13 protein-coding genes are annotated in these 14,716 nt (G+C 51.1%); 4 read left to right on the top strand and 9 right to left on the bottom strand.

Annotated features, from left to right (window positions below):
- Positions 1-126 precede the first annotated feature (126 nt).
- Positions 127-696: a DNA-3-methyladenine glycosylase I gene (locus B3007_RS04540; protein WP_068437676.1), complete on the bottom strand. Its 570-nt coding sequence runs from the start codon at positions 694-696 to the stop codon at positions 127-129.
- Between the two features lie 10 nt (positions 697-706).
- Positions 707-1,333, bottom strand: coding sequence for a DUF938 domain-containing protein (locus tag B3007_RS04535; RefSeq protein ID WP_301378485.1), 627 nt, complete (start codon positions 1,331-1,333; stop codon positions 707-709).
- 300 nt (positions 1,334-1,633) lie between these two features.
- Here B3007_RS04535 and B3007_RS04530 point away from each other — a divergent pair, with 300 nt between their 5' ends.
- Both B3007_RS04530 and B3007_RS04525 read left to right on the top strand, forming a co-directional pair.
- Positions 1,634-3,379, top strand: coding sequence for a proline--tRNA ligase (locus B3007_RS04530; RefSeq protein ID WP_301378552.1), 1,746 nt, complete (start codon positions 1,634-1,636; stop codon positions 3,377-3,379).
- Positions 3,376-3,990, top strand: coding sequence for a lytic transglycosylase domain-containing protein (locus B3007_RS04525; RefSeq protein ID WP_414716212.1), 615 nt, complete (start codon positions 3,376-3,378; stop codon positions 3,988-3,990). Before B3007_RS04530 ends, B3007_RS04525 begins: the two co-directional genes overlap by 4 nt.
- An 11-nt stretch (positions 3,991-4,001) precedes the next feature.
- On the opposite strand, the gene B3007_RS04520 is transcribed toward B3007_RS04525, so the two are convergent.
- Positions 4,002-4,247 (bottom strand): DUF2164 domain-containing protein, encoded by a 246-nt coding sequence (locus B3007_RS04520; protein ID WP_301378483.1) that lies wholly within the window; start codon positions 4,245-4,247, stop codon positions 4,002-4,004.
- Positions 4,248-4,401: 154 nt separating this feature from the next.
- On the opposite strand from B3007_RS04520, the gene B3007_RS04515 reads away from it, so the two are divergent.
- On the top strand, positions 4,402-6,873 hold the full coding sequence (locus tag B3007_RS04515; RefSeq protein ID WP_297532979.1) for an acyl-CoA dehydrogenase: 2,472 nt from the start codon (positions 4,402-4,404) through the stop codon (positions 6,871-6,873).
- Positions 6,874-6,921: 48 nt separating this feature from the next.
- Here B3007_RS04515 and B3007_RS04510 read toward each other — a convergent pair whose 3' ends face one another.
- From B3007_RS04510 to B3007_RS04500, 3 genes are read right to left on the bottom strand one after another with little or no spacing between them, the layout of a single operon-like run.
- A complete protein-coding gene (locus B3007_RS04510; RefSeq protein WP_068437667.1) occupies positions 6,922-7,239 on the bottom strand; it encodes a carboxypeptidase-like regulatory domain-containing protein in 318 nt (105 codons plus the stop codon).
- The gene (locus B3007_RS04505) at positions 7,236-7,871 is read right to left on the bottom strand and encodes a hypothetical protein (protein ID WP_068437664.1); all 636 of its coding nucleotides are present in this window, start codon (positions 7,869-7,871) and stop codon (positions 7,236-7,238) included. The genes B3007_RS04510 and B3007_RS04505 overlap by 4 nt, the downstream gene beginning before the upstream one ends.
- 48 nt (positions 7,872-7,919) lie before the next feature.
- Positions 7,920-8,501: a hypothetical protein gene (locus B3007_RS04500; protein WP_068437661.1), complete on the bottom strand. Its 582-nt coding sequence runs from the start codon at positions 8,499-8,501 to the stop codon at positions 7,920-7,922.
- A 390-nt stretch (positions 8,502-8,891) separates the two neighbouring features.
- On the opposite strand from B3007_RS04500, the gene B3007_RS04495 reads away from it, so the two are divergent.
- Positions 8,892-10,130, top strand: coding sequence for an esterase/lipase family protein (locus B3007_RS04495; protein WP_301378477.1), 1,239 nt, complete (start codon positions 8,892-8,894; stop codon positions 10,128-10,130).
- A 20-nt stretch (positions 10,131-10,150) separates the two neighbouring features.
- Here the strand turns inward: B3007_RS04495 and B3007_RS04490 are convergent, their stop codons facing one another.
- The 3 genes from B3007_RS04490 to B3007_RS04480 all read right to left on the bottom strand — a co-directional run bounded on the left by B3007_RS04490 (position 10,151) and on the right by B3007_RS04480 (position 14,715).
- Positions 10,151-10,564 (bottom strand): DUF5086 family protein, encoded by a 414-nt coding sequence (locus B3007_RS04490; protein WP_068437656.1) that lies wholly within the window; start codon positions 10,562-10,564, stop codon positions 10,151-10,153.
- A gap of 90 nt (positions 10,565-10,654) precedes the next feature.
- Positions 10,655-11,074, bottom strand: coding sequence for a group II truncated hemoglobin (locus B3007_RS04485; RefSeq protein WP_068437653.1), 420 nt, complete (start codon positions 11,072-11,074; stop codon positions 10,655-10,657).
- Positions 11,074-14,715: an ATP-binding protein gene (locus B3007_RS04480; protein ID WP_068437650.1), complete on the bottom strand. Its 3,642-nt coding sequence runs from the start codon at positions 14,713-14,715 to the stop codon at positions 11,074-11,076. Before B3007_RS04480 ends, B3007_RS04485 begins: the two co-directional genes overlap by 1 nt.
- Between the last annotated feature and the right edge of the window lies 1 nt (position 14,716).

The raw sequence follows: 14,716 nt of genomic DNA, 5'->3' as shown, positions 1-14,716 counted from the left end.
TTTGCCTACCTGTCGAATCATCGATGAAAAAGGCGTAGGGACAGACTTGAACTTCACAGACCAAGAGGGGTCAGCGCCTTGATCATCTCCGGTAAGAGAAATGAGTCGCAGACAAGCGACTAAGCATCAGGCGTTATCAGGATGCAAGGGGCAACTGGTCAGATGATCGTTCACCATGCCCATACTCTGCATAAAAGCGTAACAGGTCGTCGGGCCGACAAAGCCGAAGCCAAGTTTTTTCAGTGCCTTGCTCATCGCTTTTGACTCTTCAGTCTGAGCCGGGCAATCTTTCAATTCTGCGTAGCGATTTATGACGGGCGACCCGCCGACAAACGACCATAGCCACTCGCTCCAGTTGATTCCGTCCTTTTCAGCTGCAACCCAGGCACGAGCATTTTTACGGATGGCTTCAAGCTTGCCACTATGCCTGATAAGACCGGCGTCGAGCAGGCAATCTTCAATCTCGTCGTCCGTCATTGCAGCGACCAGAGCGGGATCGAAGTTATAAAAACGCTGCCGGTAGTTTGGTCGTTTCTTCAGAACGGTTATCCAGCTCAATCCGGCCTGCTGGCCTTCAAGGCAGAGCTTTTCAAAAAGACGGTGATCATCGTAACAGGGGTTGCCCCACTCTGTATCGTGATACTCAACGTAGAGTTCGCCCTGCGCCCACGGACAGGTTTCGAGGTGTTTAGTCATAAAGGCTGAATCACTCGCCGGTTTCGGCTTTCTGGAACACCAGGGTTCGGTTATTGGCAGGCATTTCCTCATCTGCTCTGAGATACAGATGGAACTGACGAGCAAGAAGCAGGATCTGTTCAAAGTCTTTGATTCCGCTATCGGGATTTCTCTCCCGTAGCCACTGATCCAGATCGACATTGCCCTGACTGGTGTATTGGCCGTCATAATTGTACGGACCATATAAAAGCAGCAGGCCACCTGCTTTCAGCACCCGGCTGATACCCCGGAACATCTTTTCGACTTCCGGCCAACTAACAAAATGCACAACGTTCGCACTGAAGACCACATCGGCGTCTCGCGCAGGCCAGATATCCTGCTCGACATTGAGTTCGAGTGGATCAAGAAAACCTTTCTGTGCGGCATGCTTACGCCATTGACGGATATCTTCAAGACGCTCTTTCAATTCGGTAGGTTGCCAGCGGATTCCTGGCAGGTTGGCGGTCATGTACGCAGCGTGCTGGCCTGTGCCACTTCCCACTTCGAGGATGAAGGCATTTTCTGGGGCGTACTTGCCTAGTACGTCCAGTATCGGGCGCTGATTGCGAATGCACGCTTCAGCTGTGGGGAGTTCGGCGATCTCTGGTTCATTACTCAATAATGATCTCTCCGGGTTTCCAACGTCTTCTTATACACGTCCGTGTTTATTGGATTATCTCACAGACGCAGAATGACACAACGGCCGCACTTGTGAATCAGGCGAAATACTCAGTCTTTCTTGATTCTGTTCACAAATCATACAATAGAAAGTCATACATGACAGTCCGACTAAAGGCTTGGTCGTGATCAGCCTTTACGGCGGCTCCGATGCAAACGGACTTACTAAAGGGCTTATACAGGAGCGGTACATGCTTTAGAATACGTGCACTAATTAATGACCCGATGGCCTACTGTCTCTATGCGCGCTACTCAATTTCTTATTGCGACCGAAAAAGAAACCCCAGCTGATGCGGTTGTTGTCAGCCATAAGCTGATGCTCCGCTCCGGCATGATCCGCAAACTGGCTGCAGGCCTCTATACCTGGATGCCGCTGGGCCTTCGCACCTTACGCAAAGTCGAAAATATCGTTCGGGAAGAAATGGACCGTGCTGGCGCACAAGAGATTCTGATGCCTACGGTCCAGCCAGCTGAGCTGTGGGAAGAATCTGGCCGTTGGTACCAGTACGGCGGTGAGCTGATGCGCCTCAAAGACCGCCATAACCGGGAGTTCTGCTACGGCCCGACCGCTGAAGAAGTGGTCACAGACATCGCTCGTAATAACCTCAGCAGCTACAAGCAATTACCGATGAACCTGTATCAGGTTCAGACCAAGTTCCGCGATGAGACCCGCCCTCGCTTTGGTGTCATGCGTGCCCGCGAGTTCATGATGAAAGATGGCTATTCCTTCCACGCCAACGAAGAAAGCCTGCAGGAAACTTACGAGCGAATGCACGAAGCATACACCCGCATTTTCAACCGTCTCGGCCTTGATTTCCGTCCGGTGCTGGCCGACACAGGTTCTATTGGTGGGGCGTCATCGCACGAATTCCACGTACTGGCAGAGTCCGGTGAAGATGACATCGCCTTCTCTGACAGCTCTGACTACGCGGCAAACGTTGAGCTAGCTGAAGCGCTTGCTCCTGCTGGCGAACGTCCTGCTGCATCGAAAGAACTTGAGAAAGTATCAACCCCAGACGTCACGAGCATCGAAGACGTCGCCGCTTTGCTAAACGTTGCCACCAGTGATGTGCTGAAAGCCATCGTCGTGCGCGGTACCAGCGAAGCGGAAGACGCAGAAGAAGGCGAAGCCGGTGAGCCAGTGGTGCTTTTCCTCCGTGGTGATCATCAGCTGAATGAGATCAAAGCCGAAAAACTTCCGGGCGTTCTCAGCCCGCTGCAGTTTGCCAGCGCTGAAGAAGTCCAGAAAATTGGCGGCGTTGCTGGTTTCATAGGCCCTCGCGGTCTCTCAGCCCGCGTTTATGTAGACAGGTCTGCCGCACACATGGCGGATTTTGTATGCGGCGCAAACGAAACCGATGCGCACTTTACGGGCGCAAACTGGGATCGCGACTTCGAAGAAGGCACGATCGCTGACCTGCGTAATGTCGTTGCTGGTGATCCAAGCCCGTGTGGTAATGGTACGCTCGATATCAAACGTGGTATTGAAGTGGGACATATCTTCCAGCTGGGTACGAAATACTCTGAAGCGCTGAAAGCGACTGTACTGGATGAAAACGGCAAAGATCGTGTCATGATGATGGGTTGCTATGGTATCGGTGTGAGTCGGGTTGTTGCTGCTGCGATTGAACAGAACAACGACGACAACGGCATCATCTGGCCAGACGCTATCGCTCCTTTCCATGTGGGCATTGTGCCGATGAACATGCACAAGTCTGAGGCCGTGAAAGAAGCGGCTGAGAAGCTTTATAACGAGCTGACCGAAGCCGGTTTTGAAGTGTATATGGATGACCGCGATAAAAAGACCAGCCCTGGTGTGAAGTTTGCCGACATGGAGCTGATGGGTATTCCTCACCGGGTAGTAATCAGTGATCGTGGTCTCGAAGCCGGTGCCCTGGAGTACAAGCACCGCAGTGCTGATGAAAAAGAAGAGATCGCAGCTGACAACGTGCTCAATGTTCTGAAAGAGCGGATCAAACTCGGATGATCCCCTGCCAGTACGCCTGCCGTAAATACCGCTCCCGATTGCTCGGGTGCGGTATTACTGTACTGATGGTGCTGGCACTTCCCTCTGCAGCGATGACCAGTGCCGACCCTGACCCGGAGTTAAGATCAGCCCTGATGGAAGCCGTCAATGCTTCCGATTCCTTTGGTGACCAGTTCGATGCTCAGGTCTGGCTGATGGACATGTCAGGCCGACTGAAGCGTTACCGGAACATGCGCGACGACAAGATCCGCCTTGATTTACTGCGCATGGTGCACCAGGAGGCAACCAGAGCCGGTCTACAGCCTGAGCTGGTTCTCTCTGTTATTCAGGTTGAAAGTGCGTTCGACCGCTTTGCCCTGAGCTATGTCGGAGCCCAGGGATATATGCAGGTGATGCCGTTCTGGAAGAATGAGCTCGGCAGAACTGAAGACAATCTCATGGATACACGCACAAATCTGCGCTACGGATGTACGATCCTCAAACATTATCTTGACCGCGAAAAAGGGAACCTGATTCGCGCCCTTGCTCGCTACAACGGCAGTCTGGGTAAAACCAAATATCCCGAAAAAGTGCTTATGGCCTGGGATAAATACTGGTTTGTTAACTACTGAGGCTGCTCTGCTCACCGGACAGCTTTCTCCAGCTGCATCAACTCATCTGAGATATCGCGAAGTTTTTCAGACATAACGGTTTCTGCATCGTACAGCGCCCGGTTATAGAAAAAACCACCCATTTCTTCTGCGAAGAAATCAATCAGAAACTCCGCCTGAAAGCCACCCAATTCCTGATCCAGCTCCTCGCGGAAGTACATTTTCACCTTTTGTACCATCTGCGCCTTCTCTTCAGAAGTGAACTCCATCTTATCCATACCGTCGTACCTATAACTATTGCAGTGCGAGCCTGCAGTGAATCGGGGCGGATGAGCATGTCTGTGCCAGATTAACTTGTCAATCAACACAATCCTTTACATTAAATTAATTCTTGTATAGGTTTTGTATTGATATTAACTTTCGGAGATCGGGATGTTTCTTATTACCCTCCTCAGCGTCTTAGTGGCATTCGCCGCAGTCATGTATTTCAACCCGGGGCTGTTGATCGGCTCTGCAATATTCACTGCCGTCTGGTTAACCACTGGCTTGATCACACCAGCCATGGTTCACCCTGTCACTCTGGTACTGCTCGCAGGCGTTCTCGCTGTGCTGAACGTGCCGCAGTTGCGCAGGGCCGTGCTGACAAAATCGGCCTACAAAACCATTTCAGGCGTCATGCCCCAGATGAGCCAGACCGAGAGCGAGGCTCTCGAAGCTGGCACAACATGGTGGGACGCCGACCTGTTTCAGGGGAAGCCTGATTGGGAGAAATTCTCTTCGATCACCATGCCGACGCTGACCAAGAAAGAACAGTCGTTTATTGACAACGAAGTTGAAGAGCTCTGCGGCATGTTGGATGAGTGGGAAATCCATCACTACCGCAAAGATCTGCCACCAGAGGCCTGGCAGTTTCTGAAAGACAAAGGCTTCTTCAGCCTGATCATTCCAGAAGAGTACGGCGGTAAGCACTTCTCACCGTATGCTCAAAGCCGCATCATGAGCAAAATCGCATCCCGCTCCATCACGGGTGCAGTAACGGCGATGGTTCCCAATTCACTCGGCCCAGGCGAACTGCTTGCAAAATACGGTACTGACGAGCAGAAAAAGCGCTGGTTGCCCGGACTTGCCAAAGGCACCGAGATTCCATGCTTTGGTCTGACAGGCCCGGAAGTAGGATCTGACGCAGGTGCGATCCCCGATCTGGGTATCGTTTGTAAGGGCGAGCATGACGGTAAAGAAGTACTTGGTATTCGCCTCAACTTTGCCAAACGCTGGATTACACTTGCGCCGGTGGCAACGGTAATTGGCCTGGCATTTAAGCTGCGTGATCCGGACGGCCTGCTGGGTGACCCTGATACTCAGGATTACGGCATTACCTGTGCCCTGATTCCGGCTGATCACGAGGGCGTTGAAATCGGTCGTCGTCACTACCCCGGTGCGCCATTCATGAATGGGCCGATTAACGGCGAAGATGTGTTCATCCCGGTTGACTGGATCATCGGTGGCCCTGAAATGGCCGGTAAGGGTTGGCGTATGCTGATTGAATGCCTGGGTGCAGGTCGAGGCGTTTCACTTCCTGCTCTGGCTACCGCAAGTGGCGAAGTTGGCTATCGTATGACCGGTGCGTTCGGCAAAATCCGTCGCCAGTTCAAGACGGAGGTCGGTAAATTTGAAGGTGTGCAGGAAGCGACATCGCAGATCGCTATTCTCGGCTACACGCTCGAAGCGATGCGTCACCTTGTGACGAAGAGCCTCGAGTCTGGCACCCCGTCGGTGATTACGGCCATGGCCAAGTACCACGCTACAGAAATGATGCGTACTCTGATCAATCACGGTATGGATGTCGCCGGTGGCCGCGCCATTCAGTTAGGGCCTCGTAACTTCATGGCACTGCCTTATCAGAGTGTGCCTATCGCGATCACAGTGGAAGGGGCGAATATTCTGACCCGCTCGTTGATGATTTTCGGCCAGGGGTCGATGCGTTGCCACCCTTACCTGTTCGACGTTATTCAGACACTGCAGACCGATGATAAGAAGCAGGGGCTAAAAGATTTCGACCGCCTGTTCTTTGCACTCGCTGGCAACAGCATCAGCCGTACCATGCGCGCATTCGTGCTTGGGCTCAGTGGCAATCGTCTGGCAAATGCACCAGAGAAAGCGGACAGCTTTACCAAAGAGTGGTACCAGCGCATCGACCGCATGAGTGCTGCACTGGCCTCTTCAGCAGACCTTGCGCTGGGTGTTCTTGGTGGCGACCTTAAGCGTCGTGAACTTCTGAGTGCTCGTTTAGGCGATGTTCATAGCCAGCTGTTTATCGCATGCAGTATTCTTAAATACTACGAAAATCAGCCTGCAAGTACCGCTGAAAAAGTACACGCCCGTGCCTCATTGCATCAGGCTCTGTACACAGCTCAGGAAGCCTTGTTCGACTTCTACGACAACTTCACGGTTCCGGGCATCGCCGGAGTATTTAAGCGTCTGGCGTTCCCATACGGTCGGATTCTGAGAAAGCCTGATGACGATCAGCTTCGTGCGCTCGGTGACCTGATCATGGAGGACAACCCTGTGCGTCAGAAATTTGGTCAGTTCATTCATAACAACCTTGAGCCAAGCGACGCTTTCGGCCGTGTTGAAAGCACGTATCAGAAACTGCTGACGGTTGACGATGCGTGGGGAAAATACAACAAAGCAGAGTCCCGAGGAAAGCTCGCGGGAGACAACATCGATGCCCGCCTCTCCAGCGCTGTTTCTCAGAATATTATTACTCAGGAAGAAGCCGATAATATTCGTGAGTACGACAAGCAGCGCTATGACGCTCTGTTAACCGATGCCTTTGAGAAGAGCTTTTTTGAAAAAGCGGAAGTTGAGGTAAAAGATCCGGCAGCTGATGCCAACGTTAGTTGAACACTCCCCTTGTTCAGCACCCTTGAAGCGGCATGGATGCCGCTTTTTTTATTGCATCAACACCGGTTGTAAATCCTGATAAGGCATATTCACTACCTGAATCTGATAGTCCAGATAGCCATTAATACGGAGAATGTAATTTCCCGGTATTATACTGGGCATGTAATACATACCATCTGAGCCGGTGAAATAGGTGTAAACCAGTTGAGGGCCAAAGTTAGTAAACACGATAAGTTCGACCGTCGCTCCCGACGCTGGGAAAAGGTCGCCGGTATAGGGATGACGAATATCCACCCTCCCCCTCAGATTCGTCGCCAAAGCCAACTCAGACAAAAAAAGCAGTATCGTAAATGCGATGGTTTTCATTCTCCTGCTCCTGTCACGGGTGTCATGTACGAGGTTTCAGAGTATCTTTGTCCTGGCTGAGTGAGCGTTGTAATTTCGATAGGCTCACTGAACTCAATGGTTCTGGTCTGATAATTAACCACCATGTCACTCCCCGTTAATGCTGCTTCAGACGTCAGATTAATCTTGCCGCGGCCAAAGCCCTTAACGTCCAAGGTAATCATTCTTTTAGGAGGCGAACCGTCTGGTGAGCCAGGTATCTTGAAATGAATATCTCCATTCGCACTGCTTAAAACACGGGGCTCGAGAGATATTTCCAGTAGATCAAACAGCAGAGGATTATTGATGACGTTGCCCTCACCATCGCGAAGTTCAAGCGTTCCGATGATACTCCAGGTTGGTTCATTCGGATTTCGGATCTCGAGAATACGAGCCTCGGTTTCAGATAACGCATTTATACTGATAACCAGAGTAATAAGATATGCAGCAAAGGCACCGGACGAATTAATCTTAAGCCCTGAGAAGCTGCCACTAGCAACCACAGACGTGGAAGGGAAGATCTTATAAATAAGGATTGAAGGTACAAGGGGAATCAGAAAATAAGTCAGATACAAAGCAAAAGACAGCATGATTCCAGCAATTTCTCTATCCATGAGAATCTCTCCGTTTCGTACTTGAGTTACATCACTCTATTGATCACCTTACTGCCAGACGAGCACCCCGTCTGCGGTCTCACAATTCATAACTGAATTACTCGCGTCATTTATGTAGACCTGCTGACTGGCTGACACACTATAAGTCAGATATTCAGAGCAATAGGCGCTCTGACCGTTCCCTACAACTACTTTCGTACCCGCCTTCAGCTCACAAGTGACCAACTTATCCAGCGGTGACCATTGGTAGCAGATTTCGAAGTCTTCACGATATTCAGCAACCTTTCCTGACGGCTTATTGAACGCCCACCAATTGCCATAGGTGCTTCCGGGATTAGTACTGTTCCAGGCGCGATAAAGGGTAACGATTTTTACGCCAGTTGAAATATACACCTGCCCCTGGCACAAGCCGCCTTTGCCAGGCTCTCCGAGCGCAGCATTTAATAAGTCTGAATCAACGGCTGGAACAAAACTGTCGCGCAATGATGCTGGCAAATCGGTTGTTCCGATACAGGGCTCAGGAGTCACCGAGGCCGTGTCTGGCTGCTTACTTTGAGCAGGATGAGTTGCGGGCATCTGCGCACATGACACAAGAGTCGCAATACTGAGGCTAAGAATGAGTCCTTTCATGGTAAATCCATGTTGGCGTTTAACTCTTTCCAGTAAGCCGGGGAGTATCGTAATTTGCAAGTATCCGGGACAAGCATATCCAACCTTCGGTTAACGAGTCCGACAAACTGGCCCCATGTGCACCATGAGTTGGCGCATTTCATTGCATCGATGGTCACACAAACGCTCCGGCGCCGACCATACTGGGGCTTCAGCCTTCTCAGGGCTTCACTTCACAGTCAGGGAATCGATATGAATGTCAGCTTCCGCCTCGCCGCTCTTTTAATCATTTTATCTCCGGCCTCTTATGCTCAGGAATTTAATGAGTGTAGGCTTCAGTACCCTATCGTCTTATCCCACCATTTTGGCTTACGGACCATCTGCCCTGACAGCTGGACAGCTGACGAGTGCATGACGCGAGAATCCGATAATCTGCAGAAGTATTGCGCAGCCTGGGATTCTGACAATGGCTGCCAAGAGTGGATTCTACCCGCTGATGAAGCTCACCTGCCGCCGCGCATCGACAACCTTTATGACAACCGCCTAAAACGTACCAGCGATATAGCGCAATACCATCGCTACTTCAGTAAAGACATCGTTGACCGCCTTAAAGCCTGCGGCAACGAGGTATTTATCGCCGACAAACCAGCCTACGCAACCTATCACATACGTGCCCGCTCCCTCCGCAATACGGTCTATGAAGCTTTATCCGCGACGCAGGCAGACAAGGTAATCATTATTGGTACATCACAAGGAACTCAGGATGCTCGTTTCATGACAACTGCCTTGCCAGCCAGTGATAGCGCCCCAGAAGAAGGCTCTATGGCAAAGCATGTCGCTGCAGTGGTGGGACTTTCTGGCGAGCATCTCGGCGCAGAAATCGCGACCATCGGCATTAACGGCATGTATCTTTCCAATTATGTTTTTGGCGACGGCTGGATTGACCCTGTTGCTGGCGAACCCTTCTGGGAATTCGAAGAAGGCGAGCGTCTGAATACAGACCTCATGTGGCGGGAGGTAGGAGATACAACCACAGACGAGGCTCTGTTCAACCAACCTCTGGTTCTGACCGAAGGATACGACCCTGATAATCCGGACGAGTATGACCTGGATATTAACGGTCAGTTCAGAGCCTTCCTGAGTGGCCTGACTTCTCTCTCAAGTCATTACATGCGAGAAGACTTTTACCGTGATGAGACTGCGTGGCGTGACCTGCTGGATGCGATTGGCGTACAGGAGGAAGGTTGGTACGAACTCGTGAACGAAGACAACGAGAACTGTAATGGCGTAAGTTACTTCAGTTATTCAGCACGCATAAGAAGTTGGGATTACGAATACTGGGGCGACGCGACTTTTTATCTTGGGGTCACCGCCCTATACGGCCCTAATGATGGCTATACCACGATGGACTCTCAGAATTTCGATAAGATTGGCTATCCACCTTGTGCGGATAGCCGCAGTAACTTCGAGCATATCAAGACACTGGATGGCAGTATTTTAAGCCACGGTTACTATCACAATTACTTTACCGGCCGGAATAAATACTACGGCCCTCAGGAGAGTTGGCTTCAGGAGCGGCCTCCCTATCAGGGTTCCGTGGCCGATTTTTATGAGCAGGTAATGAGAGACCTAATCGAACGTGGTTTCTGACTATCGCTAGTCGGTAGTATTTACTCCGAGAATACAGGATCAAGACACCTCTGCACCGGGCGCCGACAGATTTCACGCTGGGCTGCCGGTGTCTTCATCCACCGGGTGACGGCTTTATCATAAGCCACCCGCTCTGGAACACCGGTATCAACCGGCTGACCGATGCTGTTCAGCAGTGCTTCGCGCTCAATCGCAATATGGTCAGCGAGGCGCATGGCAAGCTCCTGCATATCACCGTTCTCGCGTGAGTACACATCAATATGAAAAATCTCTTCCCCTTCCATACGCTGAAACTCACGAATCTGGATCCAGCGCGTTTCTCTCGGGTCACTTTTGATGTTCCAGAGGGCGTAATCGTTGATGGTTTCGGCATGAACGCTAATGACTGGTATTGCGGCCATAACGTAAACCACAAGTCGGGAGAATGTGCTCATATTCGATCCGGTTTTTATTGTTGTGATGGAAGGAAGATAACGAGAGGCTGACCTGTTGGCAATACGTTTTGCATCCGGATCTCCGGAATACTATGAGTGCCTCGTCATTGACTCTGACGCCATACGGCACCGCTCTGCGGGCACGAATAACTGGGTCATCAGGTAGGATTTGAACTCTTCAGGGTACGCCTGTGACTTTAGCGCTTCTTCCATACACAACAGCCAGGCATCCCGCTCAGCCTCGCCAATCGGCAAATGAGCATGGGCCCGAGGGATCGCGATTGGCCCGTACTTTTCGCGATACAGGCGCGGCCCTCCTAACCAGCCACACAAGAAGCGCGTCAGCTTATCGCGTGATTCGGTTAAATCCGCGGGGTGCATATCGCGGATTTTTTTAGCCGCAGGCAGAGCCTCCATCGCATCGTAAAAGCCGTCAACGAGGGCTTTTATACCCTCGTACTCTCCCGCAGCACGGAAAGAAGCATCTTCAACACCATAGGCGGCCACCATCAGGCAAACTCTTCCATAAAGTCTAGTGACGCCTGGTGACGGATAGTCCGGCGGTGGTTCGCCCAAAGCTCTTTAACCTTTTCCTGGTTACACTGCTGCCTGTCGACCAGCACCCGAGTCTGCAACTCCCCTTTCTTCTGTCCGCCGGTAAGCGGTACTTTTGAGAAGACAAACTGGTTCGAAACCAGATCCATAAATGGTCCCGATTTACTGGTCGGCATAATAAACAACAACTGCAGACCCAGGCTCTCGGTAAGGTAATTAATCACCTCTTTAGAGCGGGTTTCATCCATTTTCGAGAAGGCTTCATCCACTAGCACAATACGCAGGTGAGTATCCCCTTCATTAAAGCGGAAAGCTGAAGTAATGGCTGCTGAACGAATAATGTAGGCTGGCGTCTCTAGCTGGCCACCGGACCCTGTACCGTATTGTGAAAGAGCGATCGGTTCTTTATTCAGCGGTTGTTTATAAATCTCATACGAGCGGTAATTACGGTAATCAGAAATACGCTCAAGCTCGCGCATCGCTTTCTGCTCGTCATCGTCGAGCAGCATATCCATTAACTGATCGCGAACCTTAACGGAACTGGCAGAGAGCTCAGCCGTAAACAGAGTCGCACCGTCTCCCAATGCCGGATTTTTGATCACTTCATCAAAGAACTGGAAGTACTCTTTGTACTCTGGCACCCATTCCCAATCGAACCAATAGGTTTCGCGGTCAGCACCAAACTGGTGATGAGCCAGCTCTTTATTCAGGTCTTCAAGAATACGTTTGCCGTCGTTGATCGCCTGATAAATTGAGTGACACAGGTTGGTCACAAAGACGTTATTAAAGCTTTCACGTAATTGATGCAGCTTGTCCTGCTTCTCGACCAGAATATTATTCTTCAAACGGTTGTGAACACGTTCGACTTCGCGCTGAAGGTCACACACACCGGTAAAAAATTTCGCACCATGCTCATCACGATAATCCGGAGCGTAAACAATCGAATCGACGGTCTGGCAAGTCTGATTGTGTTCAGTGATGTTCCGCTCAATTTCATACGCAATGGAATTGAGCTCCTGAGAAACCGATTTTCGCAGGTTCTCAATTGCATCAACCGGGCTTTCTTCGGCCTCTTTATCCGCTTGTTCCAGGCGCTTCTCAAGATCAAAGTCAGGCCAGATACCCACGATAGAGCGCAGGGCATCTTCTTTAGCGTCAGCCGTGTCTGATGTCTGCTCCTGATGCTCACTCAGTGCCTTAACGGCTTTTTCAGCATCATTTAACTGTTGTTGCAAACGGCCAAGCTCACCATCCAGCTCTTTTATCTGTGCATCGAGGTCGTCCGCTTTTTCTTTAAGTGCGGTAAATTCGTGCTCAATATCACCGAAGCTGGAGACATCCACGCCTTTCAGTGAATTTTCAGCCTGCGTCATCGCATACTGAGTATCGAGCATCGATTGCATCTGGTCTGCGAAGGTAACGTGACGCAGAAGATTAACCGCATCAAGTAACTGCTGCGCCTGACGAAGCTGATAGTTTGCTTCGTTAGCAACGTCTTCGAGCATATTCACTTCGCTGCGCTTCGCCGCAAGTGCACGCTCGCGCGCTCCTAAACCGAAAACGAGATCCGCATCTTCAAGGTCACAGCGATAAATAGAATACGCACCCGAGCCCAGACCTTCTTTCGTCACACCACGACGTGTCATACGCAGCGCCTGAATATCGGCTACCTGCTCGACCGTGCCGTAACTGGCTTCAAGATAATAACGGGCAGTCGCGTGTTCAAAATCCATCAGGTGGATAATGGAATTCGCCGGAATTTTCATCCGTTCACTGTCTTTTTTCGCTTTCTCACCCTGAATAACACGAGCGCGGCTGCCACCCGGAATCTGACGAAGAATATGCGCAGCTTCGGCTTCAAACGCAGACTCAACAATAATACTGAAGCGCGCTCCACCGATATAACCTTCGACCGCACTCTGCCAGTCTGGGTCAGTGACCTCAACGTAGTCCGCCAGTACGCGCGGTTCTGCCTGCGGGCATTCACGCATAATCGCTTCGAGCGCCTGGCGCACATACCCTGGATACGTCGCCTGGCGTGCCTCAAGGCTGGAGATTTCATTCTGCTTCTGCACCATACGGTGCTTCGCTTGCTGAAGCTTCTGATCACGACGGTCCGCCACACGGGCAATCTGATCGCGCAGTGATACGCCGCTGCTTTCCAGTTCAGTATCGTGGAAGCGATCGCGCCAGCTGTTTACCAGTGACTGTTGGGTGCGGGCATCGTCGAGGTGAGCTTCCAGAGGTGAAAGATCGATCCAGTCTTTACCGAGGAGTTTACGGAAGTCGACGGCACCATTGTCTTTAATAGCCAGTACTTCGCGCGCTTGCTCCGCAATACGTTTACTACCCAGAGACGGAATTTCTGCAGCGACGTTAGTTTTCTGCAACGCCCCATATAAAAGCTCAGTAGCACGTAGCGATGCCTGCAACATCTGATCCTGCTCAAGCAACGGAATTGCCTGCTGTTGCAGCTTCGCTTTACCATCATTGATCGCCTGCTCTGCGGCATCTTTATCCTGCAGCGCGTCGATGCCCTGACGGCGGGCTTCCATACTGATTAATTGCTCGCGCACCTGCTTACGGCGATCCTGTGCAACGTCACGCTCTTTCTGAGTTTTATTCAGAGACTCACGAATCTGCTGCTGGATTTCTTTCGCGTTCAGGTAATTCTTCTGGTCGTTAAGATAACGACTGCGCGCTGCGGTGTATTCGAGAACGTTGTAGTCGATCCATTGATCAATATACCGCCCTGCACTGTCTCGCGTGCCACTCAGCATTTCGATGGACTCAGCGAGTTTATTCGCATCGGATTCCATCGCATAAATGGTCTTCATCAGATCCGAGACACTGCGAATTGCATCGCCCATGTCTTTGGCTTCGAGAATTTCATTCGCCACGAAACCATTTATACTTTTAACCGGCTTGTAGGCCATAAAGCGCGAGAAGGTACGCGCGGCATTCATTGCCTCGCGCTCCGGAACCGCATCGTTGCGGCCACGCAGAGCACCGTACAGTCGACGCAGATATTGTTTCTTGGTGTCGTACTTCTCTACGCTGTTCGGGTTGATCCTGCGCGCGAGATTTTTTGTCAGTTTCCCAAGTGGAATAACTTCCTGATGAGAGTCATCAAGGTCCAGCAGAAAGTCATTCTGAGTTAACTCTTCACCAGCCACGATAAAAAACTGAATATCATTCTGGCGCGCTACCGGTGCACCACCAGCACGATCCACCGTCGCACTGACACCAATAATCGCCGTGAAAGGTTCACCACTTTCGCCTTGGGTTGGATAAAAAACCGCACCGAGATAACCCACGGCGCCATTCGGGCGCGCATAACTGCCATCATCACAACCCAGCACGTAGGAAGCCAGTGTACGAACGTTTTTACCACGACCACGCTGTGTCGCTTCGTCCTGACCCGGATTGTAGTGAAACAGCGTATCGTGCGCTGCGGTCATGATGGTCTGAATAGCATCAGCAGCCGTCGTTTTACCAGAGCCGTTGCCACCCGATAGCAGATTAATCGGACCAAACTCAAATTCGGTCGCAGGGATATTGCCCCAGTTGATGTAAATAAACTTCTTCAGGAACATA

Source organism: Thalassolituus sp. UBA675 (assembly GCF_002297765.1).
Taxonomy (GTDB): Bacteria; Pseudomonadota; Gammaproteobacteria; order Pseudomonadales; family Oceanobacteraceae; genus Thalassolituus.
Note: the sequence above shows the minus strand (reverse complement) of the source record. Positions and strands in the feature narration are given on the sequence as shown.

Excerpts from the sequence above, each read along its gene's own strand:
- B3007_RS04490 (WP_068437656.1), bottom strand. The coding sequence starts at position 10,564 with ATGAGCACATTCTCCCGACTTGTGGTTTACGTTATGGCCGCAATACCA.
- B3007_RS04505 (WP_068437664.1), bottom strand. The coding sequence starts at position 7,871 with ATGGATAGAGAAATTGCTGGAATCATGCTGTCTTTTGCTTTGTATCTG.
- B3007_RS04540 (WP_068437676.1), bottom strand. The coding sequence starts at position 696 with ATGACTAAACACCTCGAAACCTGTCCGTGGGCGCAGGGCGAACTCTAC.
- B3007_RS04525 (WP_414716212.1), top strand. The coding sequence starts at position 3,376 with ATGATCCCCTGCCAGTACGCCTGCCGTAAATACCGCTCCCGATTGCTC.
- B3007_RS04515 (WP_297532979.1), top strand. The coding sequence starts at position 4,402 with ATGTTTCTTATTACCCTCCTCAGCGTCTTAGTGGCATTCGCCGCAGTC.
- B3007_RS04510 (WP_068437667.1), bottom strand. The coding sequence starts at position 7,239 with ATGAAAACCATCGCATTTACGATACTGCTTTTTTTGTCTGAGTTGGCT.
- B3007_RS04485 (WP_068437653.1), bottom strand. The coding sequence starts at position 11,074 with ATGGTGGCCGCCTATGGTGTTGAAGATGCTTCTTTCCGTGCTGCGGGA.
- B3007_RS04520 (WP_301378483.1), bottom strand. The coding sequence starts at position 4,247 with ATGGATAAGATGGAGTTCACTTCTGAAGAGAAGGCGCAGATGGTACAA.
- B3007_RS04500 (WP_068437661.1), bottom strand. The coding sequence starts at position 8,501 with ATGAAAGGACTCATTCTTAGCCTCAGTATTGCGACTCTTGTGTCATGT.
- B3007_RS04530 (WP_301378552.1), top strand. The coding sequence starts at position 1,634 with ATGCGCGCTACTCAATTTCTTATTGCGACCGAAAAAGAAACCCCAGCT.
- B3007_RS04480 (WP_068437650.1), bottom strand. The coding sequence starts at position 14,715 with ATGTTCCTGAAGAAGTTTATTTACATCAACTGGGGCAATATCCCTGCG.
- B3007_RS04495 (WP_301378477.1), top strand. The coding sequence starts at position 8,892 with ATGACGCGAGAATCCGATAATCTGCAGAAGTATTGCGCAGCCTGGGAT.